At 70.1% G+C, this 18,014-nt stretch carries 15 protein-coding genes; 10 read left to right on the plus strand and 5 right to left on the minus strand.

The window, feature by feature from the left end; genetic code table 11:
* Nucleotides 1-3: 3 nt before the first annotated feature.
* The 4 genes from Pph01_RS35130 to Pph01_RS35145 all read left to right on the plus strand — a co-directional run bounded on the left by Pph01_RS35130 (nucleotide 4) and on the right by Pph01_RS35145 (nucleotide 4,907).
* Nucleotides 4-861, plus strand: a complete 858-nt coding sequence (locus Pph01_RS35130; protein ID WP_204077527.1) for an RNA polymerase sigma-70 factor — start codon at nucleotides 4-6, stop codon at nucleotides 859-861.
* A gap of 149 nt (nucleotides 862-1,010) precedes the next feature.
* Nucleotides 1,011-3,098, plus strand: a complete 2,088-nt coding sequence (locus Pph01_RS35135) for a PhoX family protein (protein WP_204077528.1) — start codon at nucleotides 1,011-1,013, stop codon at nucleotides 3,096-3,098.
* A gap of 281 nt (nucleotides 3,099-3,379) precedes the next feature.
* Nucleotides 3,380-3,961 (plus strand): cysteine hydrolase family protein, encoded by a 582-nt coding sequence (locus Pph01_RS35140; RefSeq protein WP_204077529.1) that lies wholly within the window; start codon nucleotides 3,380-3,382, stop codon nucleotides 3,959-3,961.
* A gap of 7 nt (nucleotides 3,962-3,968) precedes the next feature.
* The gene (locus Pph01_RS35145) at nucleotides 3,969-4,907 is read left to right on the plus strand and encodes a GlxA family transcriptional regulator (RefSeq protein ID WP_204077530.1); all 939 of its coding nucleotides are present in this window, start codon (nucleotides 3,969-3,971) and stop codon (nucleotides 4,905-4,907) included.
* Between the two features lie 84 nt (nucleotides 4,908-4,991).
* On the opposite strand, the gene Pph01_RS35150 is transcribed toward Pph01_RS35145, so the two are convergent.
* Nucleotides 4,992-5,996 (minus strand): TetR/AcrR family transcriptional regulator C-terminal domain-containing protein, encoded by a 1,005-nt coding sequence (locus tag Pph01_RS35150; RefSeq protein ID WP_204077531.1) that lies wholly within the window; start codon nucleotides 5,994-5,996, stop codon nucleotides 4,992-4,994.
* A 155-nt stretch (nucleotides 5,997-6,151) separates the two neighbouring features.
* On the opposite strand from Pph01_RS35150, the gene Pph01_RS35155 reads away from it, so the two are divergent.
* The 3 genes from Pph01_RS35155 to Pph01_RS35165 all read left to right on the plus strand — a co-directional run bounded on the left by Pph01_RS35155 (nucleotide 6,152) and on the right by Pph01_RS35165 (nucleotide 9,359).
* On the plus strand, nucleotides 6,152-7,261 hold the full coding sequence (locus Pph01_RS35155) for an FAD-dependent monooxygenase (RefSeq protein ID WP_204077532.1): 1,110 nt from the start codon (nucleotides 6,152-6,154) through the stop codon (nucleotides 7,259-7,261).
* Nucleotides 7,262-7,490: 229 nt separating this feature from the next.
* Nucleotides 7,491-8,414: a Ppx/GppA phosphatase family protein gene (locus Pph01_RS35160; RefSeq protein ID WP_204077533.1), complete on the plus strand. Its 924-nt coding sequence runs from the start codon at nucleotides 7,491-7,493 to the stop codon at nucleotides 8,412-8,414.
* A gap of 9 nt (nucleotides 8,415-8,423) precedes the next feature.
* Nucleotides 8,424-9,359: an NADP-dependent oxidoreductase gene (locus Pph01_RS35165; protein ID WP_204077534.1), complete on the plus strand. Its 936-nt coding sequence runs from the start codon at nucleotides 8,424-8,426 to the stop codon at nucleotides 9,357-9,359.
* A 12-nt stretch (nucleotides 9,360-9,371) separates the two neighbouring features.
* Here Pph01_RS35165 and Pph01_RS35170 read toward each other — a convergent pair whose 3' ends face one another.
* From Pph01_RS35170 to Pph01_RS35185, 4 genes are all read right to left on the minus strand, one after another.
* Nucleotides 9,372-10,298, minus strand: a complete 927-nt coding sequence (locus Pph01_RS35170; protein WP_204077535.1) for a hypothetical protein — start codon at nucleotides 10,296-10,298, stop codon at nucleotides 9,372-9,374.
* Nucleotides 10,295-10,834: an RNA polymerase sigma factor gene (locus Pph01_RS35175; protein ID WP_204077536.1), complete on the minus strand. Its 540-nt coding sequence runs from the start codon at nucleotides 10,832-10,834 to the stop codon at nucleotides 10,295-10,297. Before Pph01_RS35175 ends, Pph01_RS35170 begins: the two co-directional genes overlap by 4 nt.
* 230 nt (nucleotides 10,835-11,064) lie before the next feature.
* Nucleotides 11,065-11,928, minus strand: coding sequence for a phosphotransferase (locus Pph01_RS35180; RefSeq protein ID WP_204077537.1), 864 nt, complete (start codon nucleotides 11,926-11,928; stop codon nucleotides 11,065-11,067).
* 31 nt (nucleotides 11,929-11,959) lie between these two features.
* Nucleotides 11,960-14,527 (minus strand): sensor histidine kinase, encoded by a 2,568-nt coding sequence (locus Pph01_RS35185; protein ID WP_204077538.1) that lies wholly within the window; start codon nucleotides 14,525-14,527, stop codon nucleotides 11,960-11,962.
* 275 nt (nucleotides 14,528-14,802) lie between these two features.
* Here Pph01_RS35185 and Pph01_RS35190 point away from each other — a divergent pair, with 275 nt between their 5' ends.
* The 3 genes from Pph01_RS35190 to kdpB all read left to right on the plus strand — a co-directional run.
* Nucleotides 14,803-14,892 carry a potassium-transporting ATPase subunit F gene (locus Pph01_RS35190; protein ID WP_204077539.1) on the plus strand — a complete coding sequence of 30 codons (90 nt, stop codon included), beginning with the start codon at nucleotides 14,803-14,805 and terminating at the stop codon, nucleotides 14,890-14,892.
* Nucleotides 14,893-16,554 (plus strand): potassium-transporting ATPase subunit KdpA, encoded by a 1,662-nt coding sequence (gene kdpA / locus Pph01_RS35195; RefSeq protein ID WP_204077540.1) that lies wholly within the window; start codon nucleotides 14,893-14,895, stop codon nucleotides 16,552-16,554. It begins immediately after the preceding gene.
* Nucleotides 16,554-18,014, plus strand: a 1,461-nt coding sequence (gene kdpB, locus Pph01_RS35200; protein WP_204077541.1) for a potassium-transporting ATPase subunit KdpB, incomplete at its 3' end; no start/stop codon positions are given. The genes kdpA and kdpB, both read left to right, overlap by 1 nt.

An 18,014-nucleotide genomic window follows, 5' to 3' on the forward strand; every position in this document is an offset into this window, starting at 1 on the left:
GACATGCGGTCGCACGTGGAGGTGTTCGACGAGCACCGGCAGCTGCTCCTCGGCCTCGCCTACCGGCTGCTGGGCAGCATGTGGGACGCCGAGGACGTGGTCCAGGACGCGTTCGTCCGCTGGATGCGGGCGGACCTGTCCGAGATCCGCGAACCGCGGTCCTTCCTGGTGACCGTCGTGTCGCGGCTCGCGCTCGACCAGTTGCGGTCGGCGCGGACGACCCGTGAGACCTACACCGGCCCGTGGCTGCCCGAACCGGTCGACGGTCAGGCGTTCGGCCCGCTCGACACGGCGGAGCTGCGCGACACCCTGTCGTACGCGACCCTGCACCTGATGGAACGGCTCTCCCCGCCCGAGCGGGCGGTGTTCGTGCTCCGGGAGGCGTTCGACCTGCCGTACGACGACATCGCCGAGATCGTCGGCAGTTCAGCCGCGACCTGCAGGCAGTGGCACCACCGCGCGGCCGGACGGCTGGCCGGCGACCGGGAGAGGTTCCACCCGTCGGCCGCCGACCACGAGGAGTTGCTCGGCCGCTTCCTGGCCGCCGCCCAGAGCGGCGACCTGGCCACGCTGACCGACCTGCTGGCCGAGGACGTCGTCGCCTACAACGACGGCGGCGGCAAGGTGCGCGCCGCGCTGCGCCCGATCATCGGCCGCGCCAAGGTGGTCGCGTTCGTCGCCGGGCTGCTGTCCCGCTATCCGGTCGAGGAGTCCCGGCCCGTTGAGGCCAACGGCGAGCCGGCCATCTGGACCGTGGTCGGGGGCCAGCGGCAGCTCGTGACGTTCGACGTCCGCGGCGGCCGCATCCACGCCATCTACGCCGTCCTCAACCCCGACAAGCTCTCTCACCTCACCGGCTGATCTATTTCTCATCTCGGGCAAATGCATTAATAAGCCATTTTATGGACCGCCACTGGAATCGATTCACCCAACGGGCAATCTGAATTCATCTGAAATTCAGATCGGCAGTCGTACGGTAAGGGCAATCGTCTCCGATCTTGGAGGGCCCTGTGGCGAACCCTTCTCCCCGAAGGCTGCTCCCGCTGTTATCCGCTCCGCGCACGGGCGGACGCGACGCGATGACCTGCCGGTTCCGCTGTGGCGATGCGTGCGCGCACGAGGTTTCCAATACCAGCGAAAATCCCTATTTCGGCGACATTCTCTCCGGCACCTTCTCCCGGCGCGGCGCGCTCAGGGCGGGAGCCCTCGGCACGCTCGTCGCGACCGTCGGAGTCGCCGGTGCGGCCGTTCCCGCCGTAGCCGACAGCGGTCGCGGCTCGGGTTCCGGAAACGGGCACGGAAACGGGTACGGGCACCAGAGCGGCCTCGGATTCACTTCCGTGGCGCCGAACTCCGAGGACGCCCTGACCGTTGCCGCCGGATACGTCTCGTCGGTCGTGGTCCGTTGGGGCGACCCGGTCGTGCCCGGCGCGCCCGCGTTCGATTTCGACCGCCAGACGGCCGCGGCCCAGGCGAAGCAGTTCGGCTACAACTGCGACTTCGTGACCTTCTTCCCGCTGGGACGCGATCGCGGCCTGTTGTGGGTCAACCACGAGTACACCGACGAGAACCTCATGTTCCGCGGGTGGACCAGCGGCGACACCGCTCCCCTGGAGCAGATCAAGATCGGGCTCGCCGCGCACGGCGGGTCGATCGTGGAGGTCGAGCGGGTCGGCCGCACCGGGCAGTGGAAGCTCGTGACCAAGGGCTCGCGCCGCTACAACCGCCGCATCACCGCGCAGACCCGGATGGCCTTCTCCGGTCCCGCGGCCGGCTCGGCGCTGCTGCGGACCGCCGCCGACAAGCGCGGCACCACCGTGTACGGCACGCTCAACAACTGCGCGGGCGGCACGACGCCGTGGCAGACGGTCCTCACCGGCGAGGAGAACTGGAACCAGTACTTCGTCGGCGGCAACGGGGTGCCCGAGGCGCAGAAGACCTACCTGACCCGGTACGGCATCAGCACCACCACCGCCATCCCCAGCGGCAACCGGCGCTTTGACCGGGTCGAGGAGCGCTTCGACCTCGCCAGGCACCCTCAGGAGATCAACCGGTTCGGCTGGATCGTGGAGGTCGACCCGTTCGACCCCGACTCGACGCCGGTCAAGCGCACGGCCCTGGGCCGGTTCGCGCACGAGGCCGCCACCACCACGCTCACCAAGGACGGCCGGGTGGCCGTCTACATGGGCGACGACGGCCGCTTCGAATACATCTACAAGTTCGTCTCCAAGGACCGCTACATCCCGGGCTACGACCGGCACAACCGGGATCTGCTGGACGAGGGCACCCTGTACGTGGCCAAGTTCACCGGTGACAGCCCCGCGGCCGAGATCGACGGCTCGGGCACGCTGCCGAAGGACGGGGCGTTCGACGGCTCGGGCACCTGGATCCCGCTGGTCAGCGGCACGAAGTCCTACGTCGCCGGCATGACGGCCGAGGAGGTCCTCGTCTACACCCGCGTCGCCGCGGACGCCGTCGGGGCGACCAAGATGGACCGTCCCGAGGACATCGAGCGCAACCCGGTCAACGGAGCCGTCTACGTCGCGCTGACCAACAACTCCAACCGCACCGCGGCCCAGGCCGACGAGGTCAACCCGCGGAGCGCCAACATGCACGGCCACATCCTGGAGATCGTGGAGCGGAAGAACGACGCGGGCGCGACGTCCTTCGGCTGGTCGCTCCCGCTCGTCTGCGGCGACCCCGCCGACCCCTCGACGTACTTCGCGGGCTACGACAAGAGCAAGGTCTCCCCCATCTCCTGCCCCGACAACGTCACCTTCGACGCCCAGGGCAACCTGTGGATCTCGACGGACGGCAACGCGCTCAAGAAGAACGACGGCCTGTTCGCGATGCCGGTGGCCGGCTCGGAGCGCGGCCGCGTCCGGCAGTTCCTCACCGTCCCCTTCGGCGCGGAGACCTGCGGCCCGCTCATCACCGCGGACCAACTCAGCGTGTTCGTCGCCGTCCAGCATCCGGGTGAGATCACCGGCGCGACCCCGGACAACCCGTCCAGCCACTGGCCGGACGGCGGCTCCTCCCAGCCTCGGCCGTCCGTCGCGGTGGCCTGGCACAAGCAGGGCAAGAAGATCGGGTCCTGAGCGCCGGGCGCTCCCGACGAGGACCGTGGCCCGTCCAGGCCACGGTCCTCCCCCACGGCGCGTCGGCGTGCCCATCGTGGGCACATCGCATCGACCGGCGGCTCCCTCTGGGGGCCGCCGTTTCCGTTCTCATGGAATCTCTGCGCATATCCGTGAGAAACAGAAGGAGCCGACCTCACCCGAGACGGCGGCTACGCACCCCTCGACGCTGACCGGATCGTTCCGCATCGAGCCTCGATGGTGTCTTATGCCGGCCCGTTCCCGGCGACAGGCTTGGCGGCATGAAACGCGCACTCGTCGTCATCGACGTCCAGGAGTCCTTCCGGCAGCGCCCCAACTGGCGGGCCGTGTCCAACCCCGGCATCGTGGACCAGGTGAACCGCCTGGTCACCTGGGCCCGTGAGCGGGGCGACCTCGTCGTGTGGGTCCTGCACTCCGAGCCGGGCACCGGCACGCCCTTCGACCCCCGCTCCGGTCACGTCCGGTTGATGGACGGGCTGAAGCCGGAAGAGCACGAGCCGGTGCTCACCAAGACCTCGCACAACGCGTTCACCACCACGAACCTGCAGCAGATCCTCACCACGGAGGGCATCCGCGACCTGGTCGTCTGCGGCATCCGGACCGAGCAGTGCTGCGAGACGACCACCCGCCTGGCCTCCGATCTCGGCTTCGACGTCACGTTCGTCACCGACGCCACCGCGACCTTCCCGATCCCGCACCGCGACGCGCCGGAGGACCGCGAGCTCGATGAGATCCTCGCCGACCCCCGCACCCTGCAGGTGGCGGAGATCATCGCCAGGACGGAGTACGCCCTGGCCGGCCGCTTCGCCGCCGTGACGGGCACTGCGGCCTTGGTAGGCTGACCGGATCGTGACCAGAGTCGTCTTCCTGCTCCTCCCCCGACTGCACCTGCTCGACCTCGCCGGTCCGGCTCAGGTGTTCTCCACGGCCGCCGACTTCGGCTGCGGCTACGAGCTGAGCTACGTGGGCGAGCAGGAGGACGTCCCCAGCGCCCAGGGCCTTCCGCTCCGGGCGGAGGTCACCTGGCCCGAACTGGACCCGGACGACCTGGTCGTGGTCCCGGGCTGGCGAGGGCCCACCTTCCGCGGCAGCCCCCGGCTGAGCCGGGAGACCTCCCGCCGGCTCGCCGCGCACCACGCGGCGGGCGGCACCGTGGCCAGCGTCTGCGCGGGCGCGGACGCGCTCGGGCGGGCGGGGCTGCTCGACGGACGGCGCTGCACCACTCACCACGGCCTGCAGGACGAGCTGGCGCTCCGCTATCCGAAGGCCACCGTCGTCCGCAACGTGCTGTTCGTCGTCGACGACCGGGTGGTGACCTCGGCAGGCATCGCCAGCGGCATCGACCTCGCGCTGCACCTCATCGCGGTACGGCACGGGCCGGGGACCGCCGCGAGGATCGCCCGCGAGATGGTGGTCTACACCCGGCGCAACGGCGACGAACGTCAGGCGGGCGCACTGCGCTACCGCTCGCACCTCAGCGACGTGGTCCACGGGGTGCAGGACCTGATCGACTCCCGCTTCACCGAGCCGCTGCCCCTGGACGGCCTCGCCACGGCGTCCGGGGTCAGCCCGCGCACCCTGACCAGGGTCTTCGGTGAGGCGACCGGCATGACCCCGCTGCGCTACCAGCAGACGCTGCGAGTGGAGCGCGCGGAGCACCTGATCGGCCAGGGCGCGACGGTGGAGTCCGCGGCCCGCGCGGTCGGGTTCCAGGACGCCCGCATGCTCCGGCGCCTTCGATCCCGCACGAGCGGGGCACGCCCGGCGCCGGCCACGGATTCGGCCTGAGCGAGATCGTCGTCTCCGGCCGATGACGCCGGGGCGTCCGAGCCGGCCGGCGTCTTCACCCGCCCTGCTTCCGCACGACCGGGGTCAGGGCGCGGGCTCTCCGGCTGCCGCGCCGCCTCGCTCACGCCGCCTCTCCTCGAAGAGCCGGGCGAAACCGTCGAGCAGGGTCCGCAGGCCGAGCTCGAAGATCCGGTCGAGGTCGAGGTCGTAGCCGCCCTCGGCGAAGGCGCCCATGAGCCTGGCGAACGCCGGGTAGCGGCCGCTGGCGGCGATGGAGCCCAGGGCGGGGCCGTGCAACTCCATCCACTCGTCCTCCGACAGGCCGGTGGTGGCCTGGGCGTGGGCCTCGCGTTCGAGATGGACGGCCAGCCCCTGGACGTGGCTGTAGAGCAGCACCTGCAGGTCCATCGTGGCGGTCGGGTCGAAGCCCTGCTCCTCCAGCACGGTGAGGATCTGCTCGCCGTGGACCAGCAGGTTCGGAAGCGGCATCGGCCGGGTGAGGGTGTCGAGCTGGGCGAGCCAGGGGTGGCGGCGGTACAACGTCCACAGGGCACGTGCGCTGCCCTCCATCCGGGCCCGCCAGTCGGCCGGCCGCGGCTGCGCGTAGGAGTATTCGCCGAACGCCGCGTCGGCCATCAGGATGACGAGGTCGTCCTTTCCCGCGACGTGGCGATAGGTCGACATGGTGGCCACGCCCAGCCGGGCCGCCACACCGCGCATGGACAGCGCGTTCAGCCCTTCGGCGTCGGCGATCTCGATCGCGGCGCGCACGATGCGCTCGCGCGTCAGTTCCTGCTCGGCCGCCGGCGCCGGGCGTGGCCGGCGGCGCGGCTCGTCGTGCGCCGGGAGGGAGTCCACCCCAGCGCCGAGCGGCGCCACCACCGTGCCGACGCGGGGCCGGGCACGTACGAGCCCTTCCTGACGCAGGGTGGTCAGCGCCTTCGTGGCCGTGGCCAGGGCGACACCCCACTCCCCGGCGATCTGACGTGTCGACGGCACCCGGTCTCCCGGGGCCAGCCTGCCGTCCTCGATCCGCCGCCGGATGTCGGCGACGATGCGCTGATAGGGCGGCTCGACGGTCTCGCTCATCGGCCCGGTCCCTTCCTTCTGTTCTAGTACAGACCCTATCATCGACTCCGCCTTCAAGGCTTCTGTACTAGTACATATATGCAGGTCAACGCGTTGCAACACAGATGCGTACGATGTACATTCAGATCGCCGCGTACATCGTAGGAGGAGAACAGATGAAAACCGTGCTCATCTCTGGAGCGAGCGTCGCCGGTCCGGCGCTGGCCTACTGGCTGCACCGTCACGGCTTCGCGCCGACGGTGGTCGAGCGGGCGCCCGCACCGCGGATCGGGGGTCAGGCGATCGACATCCGCGGCGTCGCGCTCGAAGTGGCCGACCGGATGGACCTGCTGGCCCCGTTGCGGCGGCTGCGCACCCACATGCGCGGGATGTCCGTGCTGGACGGCGACGGCAACGAGATCATGCGCTCCACGGAGTACGCGATGAGCAGCGGCCGACTGGACGGCGACGACATCGAGGTGCTCCGCGAGGACCTCACCCGGCTGCTGCACGAGCGCACGGCCGCCGGTACCGAGTACGTGTTCGGCGACTCGATAGCCCGGATCGAACAGGACGAGGACGGCGTGCGGGTGGAGTTCGAACGCGGCCGGCCGCGCACCTTCGACCTCGTGGTGGGCGCCGACGGGCTGCATTCGACGGTGCGGAGACTGGCCTTCGGACCCGAGGCCGAGTTCATCCACCACCTGGGCACCTACGTGTCGGTGTTCACCACCGAGAACATCCTGGATCTGGACAACTGGCAGGTCTGGATCCGCGACGGCCACGCCGGCGGTGGCATCTATCCGACCAGGGACAACACCGAACTGCGCGTCAACCTCGGCTTCGAATCCGAGCCGGTGGACTACGACCACCGCGACCTGGACGCGCAGCGCCGGCTGGTCGCCGACCGGCTCTCCGGCATGCGCTGGGAGATACCGCGGCTGCTCAAGGCCATGTGGCAGGCGCCCGACTTCTACTTCGACGCGATGGCCCAGATCCGGATGGACTCGTGGTCGCGCGGGCGGGTGACCCTGGTCGGCGACGCCGGCTACTGCGCCTCACCGATGTCCGGGCAGGGCACGAGTCTCGCGCTGGTCGGCGCGTACGTGCTGGCCGCCGAGTTGGCCGCGGCCGGCGGCGACCACCGTTCGGCACTGGCCGGGTACGAGCGGCGCATGCGCCCGTTCGCCGAGCTCAACCAGGGCCTGGCCACGGAGAACCCGGGCGGCCCCGCTTCGGAGGAGTCGATCGAACGGGCGAAGAACGCGATCGCGCTGGACGCCTGACCGGGGCGTCGCCGTGGATCGTCTCGTGCCGTCGGGCGACGAGGGCCAGGCCGCGTACCCGCCATCGAGCAATGATCGACCTGGCCCTGAAGCGACTACCCTGGAAGTAGGGTTCCCCCGGTTCTTCGCACGACCTGGACGAAACGGCGCGCCGGTCTCCGGCTGACGACGCACCACCGAGCGACGATCCATCCCCCCACGGGTGGACCCGCGGAGAGGTGGTATGAGGATGCGGCAGGCAGCTGTTCTCGACGTCGGCTGTCACAGTGCCCTGCTGACCGTGGTCCGCCGGCCCCGAGGTCACGACGGCCTCGAGACGGTGCTGTCCCACAAGGTACGGCTGAGCCTGCACCGGATGCTCGCCCCGGACGGGCAGCTCGACGAGCGCGGGATACGCAGCGTGCAGCAGGCGGTGGCCGAGACGATGGACGCCAGCCCGGCCGCGCAGTCCCGCGTCTTCGCCTTCGCCACCTCCGTCATCCGGGACGCGCCCAACCGCGACGAGGTCATCGCCCGGATCGCCGGGGCCACGGGCACGCGGCTGCGGGTGCTGCCCGGCCGGGAGGAGGCGCGGCTGGCCTACGTGGCGGCCCGCCGTTGGACGGGGCACACGTCCGATCCGCTGCTGGTGCTGGACATCGGGGGCGGCACCGTTGAGATCGCCTCCGGCGACGCCGGGGAGCCCCAGACCGTCCATTCACTCCCTCTGGGCGCGAGGACGATCACGCGCAGATGGCTGCCGGGCGGGGCCGTCTCCTCCTCGCGCCAACTGCGCAGGGTCCGGCAACATCTGCGCCGGGTGCTGGACCTGCACCCCGGTCTGCCGACCCCTGAGCCGGGCGGGCACGTCCTCGCGAGCTCGAAGACCTTCACCCAGCTCGCCCGCCTCGCCGCCGCCCAGGGCGAGCCGTCCTGCTCGCGCGGCCGTCTGTCCCTGAGCGGGGTGAAGGCGTCGCTCGCCCTGCTCGCCGACATGGACCCGGCCCACCGTGGAGAACTGCCGGGCATCAGCACCCACCGCGCCGAGCAGTCCCTCGCCGGAGCGCTGATCGCCGAGGCCCTCATGGAGGCCTGCGAGGCCACTAGCGTGGAGATCTGCCCCTGGTCCACCCGGGAGGGGCTCCTCCTGGAGCGCCTCGGAACACGTCGCTGAGGGAGTTCGATGCGTGCGATCAGCCAGGACGCCCTGGGCGGTCCTGAGGTGCTGAAGGTGACGGACGTGGAGCGGCCGTCGCCGGGCCCGACCGAGGTGCTGGTGCGCGTGCACGCCGCCGGGCTCAATCCGACCGACTGGAAGCACCGCGCCACGGGCGGGCTGCTGGGCAAGCCGCCGTTCGTGCTCGGATGGGACGTCTCCGGTGTCGTCGAGTCCGTCGGCCTCGGGACGACGCTGTACAAGCCGGGCGACGAAGTGTTCGGCATGCTGCGCTACCCGTACGGCCACGGCGCCTTCGCCGAGTACGTGGCCGCGCCGGCCCGCACCTTCGCCCGCAAGCCCCGGAACGTCGACCATGTGCATGCGGCGGCGCTCCCGCTCGCGGCGTTGACCGCTTGGCAGGCCCTGACGGACACGGCCGGGGTGACGGCCGGGCAGCGGGTGCTCATCCATGCCGCCGCGGGCGGGGTCGGCCATCTGGCCGTACAGATCGCCAAGGCCCGGGGCGCGTATGTCATCGGCACCGCGAGCGCAGCGAAGCACGCGTTCCTGCGCGGCCTGGGAGCGGACGAGCTGATCGACTACCGGAGCGTGGACTTCGCCGAGGCGGTCGAGGACGTCGACGTGGTGATCGACACCATGGGCGGCGATCACGGGCCGCGCTCTCTGCGCACCCTGCGCCGAGGCGGCGTCATCGTCTCGCTCGTCCTGTCCAACACGGACGCGGGCCTCGGGGCACAGGCCGAGGCACTGGGCGTCCGAGCCGAGTCGATGCTCGTCGAACCCGACCTCGCCGCTCTGAAGGCGATCGCCGCCCTCGTGGAGGCGGGCAGGCTCCGCGCCGAGATCGACACGGTGCTGCCACTGGAACAGGCGGCCAAGGCTCACGAACGCGGCGAGACGGGCCGCACGACCGGCAAGATCGTCCTCACCGTGCGATAGGCCGGGAAGTGTTCAGCGCGGATGATCCGTCGGCCAGGATGCGACGACGAGACGCACCGAGTTCTTGTTGTGGCCGCCGAACGCCTCGTGCACGTACCAGGTGTCGAGGACGCTCACGGGCTGGAGAACATGCTCGGTGTAATCCCAGCCGGCGAAGTCATGAGGAATGGGCTCAGGAGGGGCCTCAAGGTACGACTCGACTGTGGCGTTTCGCTGCTGCAGCATGCGCTTCACCTCGGCAACCGGCCGGTTCGCCAGATCCACCCCCTCCAGAACCTCACCGTGAGCCGTCGGATCGCCCGCGACTTCGTACCGCTCGCCAGGCCGGGCCGCGCGACCAAAGATGATCTCGACCGGGCTGTGGAGGCCGACGGGAATGCTTACTCCCGCCATGCACCACATGTTGCCGCAGTCCGTGCCCTCGATCTTCTTGATCCACTCGCTGCCGTGCTCATCCTTGATCTCGAATCCATCGGGGCGGTAGTTGGTGCTCCTTCCAGGAGAGGAGATGGAGATCATCGTGCCGACGAGACTCGGCGATGAGGGCACCATCTGCAGGTCGACGTTCAGGCCGTGCGCGGCGAAATCTTCGCGGTAGCGCCGGGGGTCGGCGTCAGGGTCCACGATCCGGACATCGATGTGGTCGCCGTTCTTGGCGAACGCCAGTGCTTTGGCCGGTCCCAGAGTGATCGGGCCGACGTCGCCGGGCCGCATGACGATCGGCAGGACGAGCGCCGCCCCCACCAATACGGCGGTGACGGGGATCAGCGTGAGCGACTGTCTGCGGGACCATCGCCGCTTTGCCGTCTGAGGGGCCCGAGTGGTGTCGCCGACGATGTCGTTCAGGGCGTCGGACAGCACCACCGGGTCCACGCGTACGTGACTGGCTGGATCGTGTGCCTGGAACAGGCTCGTGAGCTGCTTGAGATCGCTGGTCATATGACGCTCCTCCCGAAGGACGGCTGCCGGTCGGCGATGGGCTGCGACTCCTCCACGAGTAGGTGCCGTAGTCGTTTACGTATGCGGTGCAAGCGCATCGCGGCCGTCGACCTGGAACAGCCCACGACCGCTGCGGCCTGGCGGAGATCGAGCCCTTCCCAGGACATCAACAACACCAACTCCCGATCGCCGTCGCTCAAGCTGTTCAGCGCGGCCAGCGCCGCTTGACGAGCGGCGAAGGTGCCCGCGTGGTCCTCTTCGGCACCATTTCGCGTCACGTCGTCGCTCAGTGAGTCGACGAGCGCATCTCGCCGGTTGTCCCGCCTGATCAAGTTCAACGTGAGATTCCGGGCAGTCGTGTACAGCCAGGGCAAGGGCTGATCGTGCGGGAACCTGTCGTATTTCTCCCAGGCGACCCTGAACGTCTCGGCCGCTACGTCCGGAGCGTCTGCGGGACCGACCCGCCGCCACGCATATCGCAGAACCGACTCGTAGTGCTCTTGGAACATGCTGGTGAATCCGGCCTCATCACTCACGCCCCATCCCCTCTTCAGCGTCGCGACGCACTTTGCGCATCCACCTGGTAGATGTCGCGACTCCGCCAGATATCACCCGCCGACGGCAAGATGTCGGTGATGTGATGATCCGATCCGGCAAGCGGACGAGACCTGCACGGAACCGAGTCTCCAACTCCCCGAGCGCGGGGCACACGCGGCCGAACCAGACAGGTGATCGCGATCATGCGATCGGTGGCCGAGATCCTTCGTCAGGGCCGGAGCGTCTCCGCCGCGTCCACCCAGGCGGTGACGTCGGCCGCGTCCAGGTGGCGGATCGACCAGTCCACCAGCCGCAGGCTCATGTGAGCCCAGCACGCCCGCACCACCTCCTCGGCCGCGGAGCCGGCCAGGATCTCGTCGAGCCTCCGGCCCAACTCGGGCGCCCGCCGGGCGAGGTCGAAGCGGAGCGTGACCAGATCGAGGCATCCGTCGCCGCGGCTCACCCCGCCCCAGTCGACCACTCCCGTGACCGTCCCCTCGGCATCCACCAGGACGTTCTCCGCGTGGAAGTCGAAATGAACAAGGTCGTCACCGTCTAGGTGGTCGGGCGCCGAGACGCCGACCTCCTCGATCTGCTCCAGCAGCCGGGCGGTGCGCCAGTCGTAGCGGGCCAGCGGCTCGTGCAGGCAGAATCCCGGACCGTCCTCCCGCAGGAACAGCGGCACAGGGCCGAGGCCGCCACGGCCGGCGAGCAGCCCGCGGCAACGGCGGTTCACCTCGATCATCGACTCGACCGTGCGCTCGCCGACGGCGATCGGGACGGAGCCCGGCATCAGTTCCTGCACGACCGCCACCGCACGCGGGAGCTCCTCGACCAGCTCGTGGCGGGGAGCCGGGACGCCATTGGCGCGGGCCGTCTCGAGCAGTTCCCCGGCCTGCCGCACGTCTGATCCGCTGCCCGCCGCTTCCCAGGTCAGTACCGATCGGCGCGAGTCGGGCCAGCGGACGTAGGCGGCGCCCACCTGACCCCCGCGGCACATGCCGTCCTCGGTCAGGACGATGCCCGTCACCTCGGCGAGCTGCCGCAGGACGAGGCTGACGTCCAACCGTGCGACACGCGGAAACTCGGCCACGGCGTGAGGTTACACCGAGGCTTCGCCGGGCTCAGCTCACCTCGGAAGCCCGGTCACCCGACGACGTCGCCCGCGAGGAGACGGGCAGTGTGAGGATCATGGTGAGGCCGCCGCCCGGTGTCTCCTCCGGAACCAGCGTGCCGCCCATGGCCTCGGCCAGACCCCGCGAGAGAGCCAGGCCGAGACCGACGCCGGTGTGGTCGTCCCGGTCGCCGAGACGCTCGAAGGGCAGGAAGACCCGGTCGTGCGCCTCCGGCGGGATGCCGGGGCCGCGGTCGATGACGCGGATCTCCACGTGGTCGCCGTACCGGCTCGCGGTGACCAGCACCTTCTCCTCCGGCGGGGTGTAGCGGACCGCGTTGGACAGGAGGTTGATCAGAACCCGTTCCAGCAGGGCCGGGTCGGCCACGACTTCGGGCAGCCCGGCGGCGACGTCTCCTTGGGCCCGATCCGCCTGCGGCCCCAGATCGTCGATCGCGCGGGGAACGATCTCCTTCAGTGAGACCGGCTGGACGGATACCCCCAGCACGCCGGCCTGCAGCCGGCTCATGTCGAGCAGGTCGACCACCAGCCGGTCGAGTTTGGCCAGCGATTCGTCCGCGGTGGCCAGCAACTCGCCGCGTTCCTTCTCGCTCCACGCGACGTCGGTGGCGCCCAGGCTCTCCACCGCCGCTCTGGCCGACGCGAGAGGGGAACGCAGGTCGTGGCCGACCGCGGCGAGCAGTGCCGTACGCATCTTGTCCGCCTCGGCGAGGGGACGGACCTGCTCGGCCTCCTCCTCGAGCCGCTCCTGGCGGAGCGCGACCACGGCCTCGGCCGCGAACGCCTCGAGCACCCGGCGGTCGGAGGCGTCGAGCAGCCCGCGCGCCGCGAGCACGTGGGTGTCGTCGATGACCACGGCGGTGTCGGCCTCACCCGGGCACGCGCTCGGCGCGTTCCCGGAGCTCGCGGCGACACTCCAAGAGTCGGGGTCGGACTGGTCCCCGGGAATCGGTTCGGCCCCGGCCCGCCGTTCGAGCAGGGCGACCGACGTCAGCCCGAACGTCTCACGGAGCCGCGCGAGCAGGGACGGCAGAGCCGCGTCTCCCCGGAGCACGTGCCCGGCGAGGGTGGACAACACTTCGGCGTCCGCGCCGGCCCGCGCGGCCTCGCGGGTACGGCGAGCCGCCAGGTCGACGACGCTGCTGACCGAGACGGCGACCAGCACGTAGATCGCCAGTGCGAGCAGGTTCTGCGGATCGGCGACGGTGAACTCGTCGACGGGCGGCGTGAAGAAGTAGTTGAGCAGCAGGAATCCGGCCACGGCGGAGGCGACGGCCGGCCACATGCCGCCCACCAGGGCGACGGCGACGACCGCGACGAGGAACAGCAGGATGTCGATGGGCAGCGACAGGCTGTCCCGCATCGGCCGCAGCACGGCGGTGAGCGCGGGCAGTCCCGCGGCGGCCAGCGCCCACCCGGAAAGCCGCCGCCTGCGAGTGAGCGCCGCCCGGGACTTCGAAGGACGGCGCCTGCCCTTCCTGATCTCCTCGTGAGTGACCATGTGCACATCGATCGATCCGGAGCGGGCGGTCGTCGTCACGCCGACGCCGCGGGCCAGCAACTGGGCGAACCGTCCTCTCCGGGACGCGCCGAGCACGAGCTGCGTGGCGTTGACGCCGCGGGCGAAGTCCAGCAGCGCGCGGGGTACGTCGTCGCCGACGACCTGGTGGTAGGTGCCTCCCAGACTCTCGACCAGCGTGCGCTGGCGGGCCGTACCGGCGGGATCTCCCCCGACCAGGCCGTCGGCCCGGGTGACATGGAGGGCGAGCAGATCCGCGCCCTTGCTGCGGGCGGCGATGCGGGCCGCCCGCCGGATCAACGTGTCGCCCTCCGGCCCGCCGCTCAGCGCCACCACGACGCGCTCACGCGCCTCCCAGGTCCCGGCGATGCCGTGATCGGCCCGGTACCGGTCGAGCTGTTCGTCGACCTTGCCCGCCACCCAGAGCAGCGCGAGCTCACGCAGGGCGGTCAGGTTGCCGACGCGGAAGTAGTTCGACAGGGCGGCGTCGACCTTCTCCGGCGGGTAGACATTGCCGTGCGCCATCCGGCGGAGCAACGCCTCGGGCGACATGTCGACCAGTTCAATCTGATCGGCTCGCCGTACCACCTCGTCGGGCACGGTCTCCCGCTGTGGAATGCCGGTGATCTGCCGGACGACGTCGTTGAGCGACTCCAGGTGCTGGATGTTGACCGTGGAGATCACGTCGATCCCGGCGTCCAGGATTTCGTCGATGTCCTGCCAGCGCTTGGCATTGCGCGAGCCCGGCACATTCGTGTGAGCGAGCTCGTCCACGAGGGCGATCCTCGGCCTGCGCGCGATGACCGCGTCGACGTCGAGCTCGGTGAAGGTCGCCCCCCGGTAGACCAGCGTCCGCCGGGGGATGACCTCCAGGCCTTCGAGCAGCGCGGCCGTGCGGCTGCGGCCGTGGGTCTCGACGAACCCCACGACGACGTCCCGTCCGCGCTCCCGCCCCCGGCGGCCCTCGCAGAGCATCGCGTACGTCTTGCCGACACCCGGTGCCGCTCCCAGGTAGACCCGCAGGCGCCCGCGCGTCATCCGGCCCACCCCTTCAAGCTTCTCGATCGAATTCCACGTCGCCGACCCGGCCTCGATGAGCGCCTCTCTCTTTTGGTCTACCACGCGGGGAGAACTCGCACGCTCCCGCGCGAACGCGCGGAAAGCGGTCCTCGCCGACCTTCGCGCTCCGGGCGCGGCGGGGACCGGGCTTTGACGCACGGTGACATGGGGATACAGAAAGTGACCACGTCCCGGAGCGCAACCCGCCGACACGGCGATCTTCTTCCTGTCCATCTGAAGGCGGTCGAGCGGTCTTGAGCGTTGAGAACCTCGTCGGACTCGTCCTGGCCGCCTCGGTCGTGGTCTTCCTGGTCGCGGCCCTGCTGTTCCCGGAGCGCTTCTAGATGAGCGCGACGGCGGCGGCGATCCTGTTCACCGGGTCCCTGGTGATCGCACTGGCCCTCGCCTACCGGCCGCTGGGCGACTACATGTACCGGGTCTACACCGCCACCCGGCAGTCGCGGGTCGAGCGCGGCGTCTACCGGGTGATCGGCATCAGGGCGGACGCCGAGCAGACGTGGAGCGCGTACGCCCGCAGCGTCCTCGCGTTCTCGGTGGTGTCCGTCCTGTTCCTGTACGGCTTCCAGCGGCTGCAGGGCCTTCTCCCCCTCAGCCTCGGGTTCGGGCCCGTCGTGCCGCACCAGGCGTGGAACACCGCGATCAGCTTCGTCACGAACACGAACTGGCAGTCGTACTCCGGCGAGTCCACCATGGGGCACCTGGTCCAGATGGCCGGTCTCGCCGTGCAGAACTTCGCGTCCGCCGCCGTGGGAATGGCCATCGCGATGGCGCTGGTCCGCGGATTCGCCCGCAAGAAGACCGAGCACGTCGGCAACTTCTGGGTGGACCTGATCCGCGGCGTCCTTCGAATCCTGCTGCCCCTCGCCTTCGCCGGCGCGATCATCCTGATCATCGGCGGAGCGGTGCAGAACTTCCGTCACCCGTACGCGATCACGACCCTGGCCGGCGCCGAGCAGGTCATGACGGGCGGCCCGGTGGCCGGCCAGGAGGCCATCAAGGAACTGGGCACCAACGGCGGCGGCTTCTACAACGCCAACTCGGCCCATCCGTTCGAGAACCCGACGCCGTGGACGAACTGGTTCGAGATCTTCCTGCTCCTCGTCATCAGCGTCAGCCTCCCCCGCACGTTCGGCCGGATTGTCGGCAGCAACAGGCAGGGCTACGCGATCGTCTCGGTGATGGCGACGCTGGCGATCATCAGCCTGACGTTGATCACGACGTTCCAGCTCCGCCATCACGGCACGGTGCCGACCGCGGTCGGCTCGTCCATGGAGGGCGTGGAGAGCCGCTTCGGGGTGGCCGATTCCGCGGCGTTCGCCGGCGCGACCACGCTGAGCTCGACCGGGGCGGTGGACTCCGCCCACGATTCCTACACGAGCCTCGGCGGCATGATCGCCATGTTCAACATGATGCTGGGCGAGGTCGCCCCGGGCGGCACCGGCTCGGGCCTGTACGGCATGCTCGTCCTCGCGGTGATCACGGTGTTCGTGGCCGGGCTGATGGTCGGGCGAACACCGGAGTATCTCGGCAAGAAGATCGGCAGCCGGGAGATCAAGCTCGCGGCCTCCTACTTCCTCATCACCCCGATCTGCGTCCTCGTCGGGACGGCGGTCGCCATGGCGGGCGGCTGGGGGCGTGACGGGATGCTGAACACCGGTCCCCACGGGCTCTCCGAGGTGCTCTACGCCTTCACCTCGGCGTCGAACAACAACGGCTCCGCGTTCGCCGGCCTCACGGCGAGCACCCCGTTCTACGACACGGCGCTCGGCCTGGCCATGGCCTTCGGGCGTTTCGTCCCCATGGTCATCATTCTCGCGCTGGCCGGGGCGCTCGCCCGGCAGGGACGGATACCGGTGTCCGAGGGCACACTGCCGACCTACCGGCCGCAGTTCGTCGGGATGGTGGTCGGCGTCGCGGTGATCCTGGTCGCTCTCACCTTCCTTCCCGCGCTCGCCCTCGGACCTCTGGCCGAAGGGATCCGCTGATGCCTGCGACGACACGTGCGCGCACGTCCGGCGGACCTGTTCGGGCAGGGCTGCTCGATCCGAAGCAGCTCGTCAAGTCGCTGCCGGACGCGGTCAGGAAGCTCGATCCACGCACGATGTGGCACAACCCGGTCATGTTCATCGTCGAAATCTGCGCCGTGTGGAGCACCGTCCTCGCGATCGTCAGGCCCGGCTGGTTCGCCTGGCTCGTCGTCGTGTGGCTCTGGCTGACCGCGATCTTCGCCAACCTCGCCGAGGCCGTCGCCGAGGGCCGCGGCAAGGCGCAGGCCGAGACCCTGCGCAGGGCCAAGCGGGACACGACGGCCCGCCGCCTGATCGGCTGGAAGCCCGGGGAGCAGGCCAGAGAAGAACCGGTTCCCGCGTCCGAACTCCGGCAGCACGACCACGTCGTCGTCGAGGCGGGTGAGGTCATCCCCGGTGACGGCGATGTCGTCGAAGGCATCGCCAGCGTCGACGAGTCGACGATCACCGGTGAGTCGGCCCCGGTCATCCGGGAGTCCGGCGGCGACAGGTCTGCGGTCACCGGCGGCACGAAGGTGTTGTCCGACCGGATCGTCGTGGAGATCACGCAACGGCCCGGAGAGAGCTTCATCGACAAGATGATCGCGCTCGTCGAAGGGGCAAGAAGGCAGAAGACGCCGAACGAGATCGCCCTCAACATCCTGCTCGCCTCGCTGACGATCATCTTCGTGATGGCGGTCGCCACGCTGCAACCGCTCGCGATCTACTCCAAGGCGAGTCAGCCGGGGGTGCCGGACTCCCTCACGCTGAACGCCGACGGCGTCAGCGGCATCGTCATGGTCGCGCTGCTGGTGTGCCTGATCCCGACGACGATCGGCGCGCTGCTGTCGGCGATCGGCATCGCCGGGATGGACCGGCTCGTGCAGCGCAACGTGCTGGCCATGAGCGGCCGCGCGGTCGAGGCGGCGGGCGACGTCAACACGCTGCTGCTGGACAAGACCGGCACCATCACGCTGGGCGACCGGCAGGCGTCGGCGTTCCAGCCGGTCAACGGCGTGACCGAGCTCGAGCTCGCCGACGCGGCACAGTTGTCCAGCCTCGCCGACGAGACGCCCGAGGGCCGCTCGATCGTGGTGTTCGCCAAGGCCCGGTACGGCCTGCGTGAGCGCACCCCTGGCGAGCTGTCCCAGGCGTCGTGGATCGAGTTCACCGCGCAGACCCGCATGTCGGGCGTCGACTTCGGCGACGGGACGACTCCGACGCGGCTGCTGCGCAAGGGGGCGGCGACCGCGGTGATGAAGTGGATCCGCGACAACGGGGGCCATCCGACCGGCGAGGTGGGCCACATCGTGGACGGCATCTCGGCCAGCGGCGGCACGCCGCTCGTGGTCGGCGAGATCGTACGGCAGGGCGGCACGACCACCGCGCACGTTCTCGGCGTCGTCCATCTCAAGGACGTCGTCAAGCAGGGCATGCGT

The organism is Planotetraspora phitsanulokensis, assembly GCF_016863295.1.
GTDB classification, from domain to species: domain Bacteria; phylum Actinomycetota; class Actinomycetes; order Streptosporangiales; family Streptosporangiaceae; genus Planotetraspora; species Planotetraspora phitsanulokensis.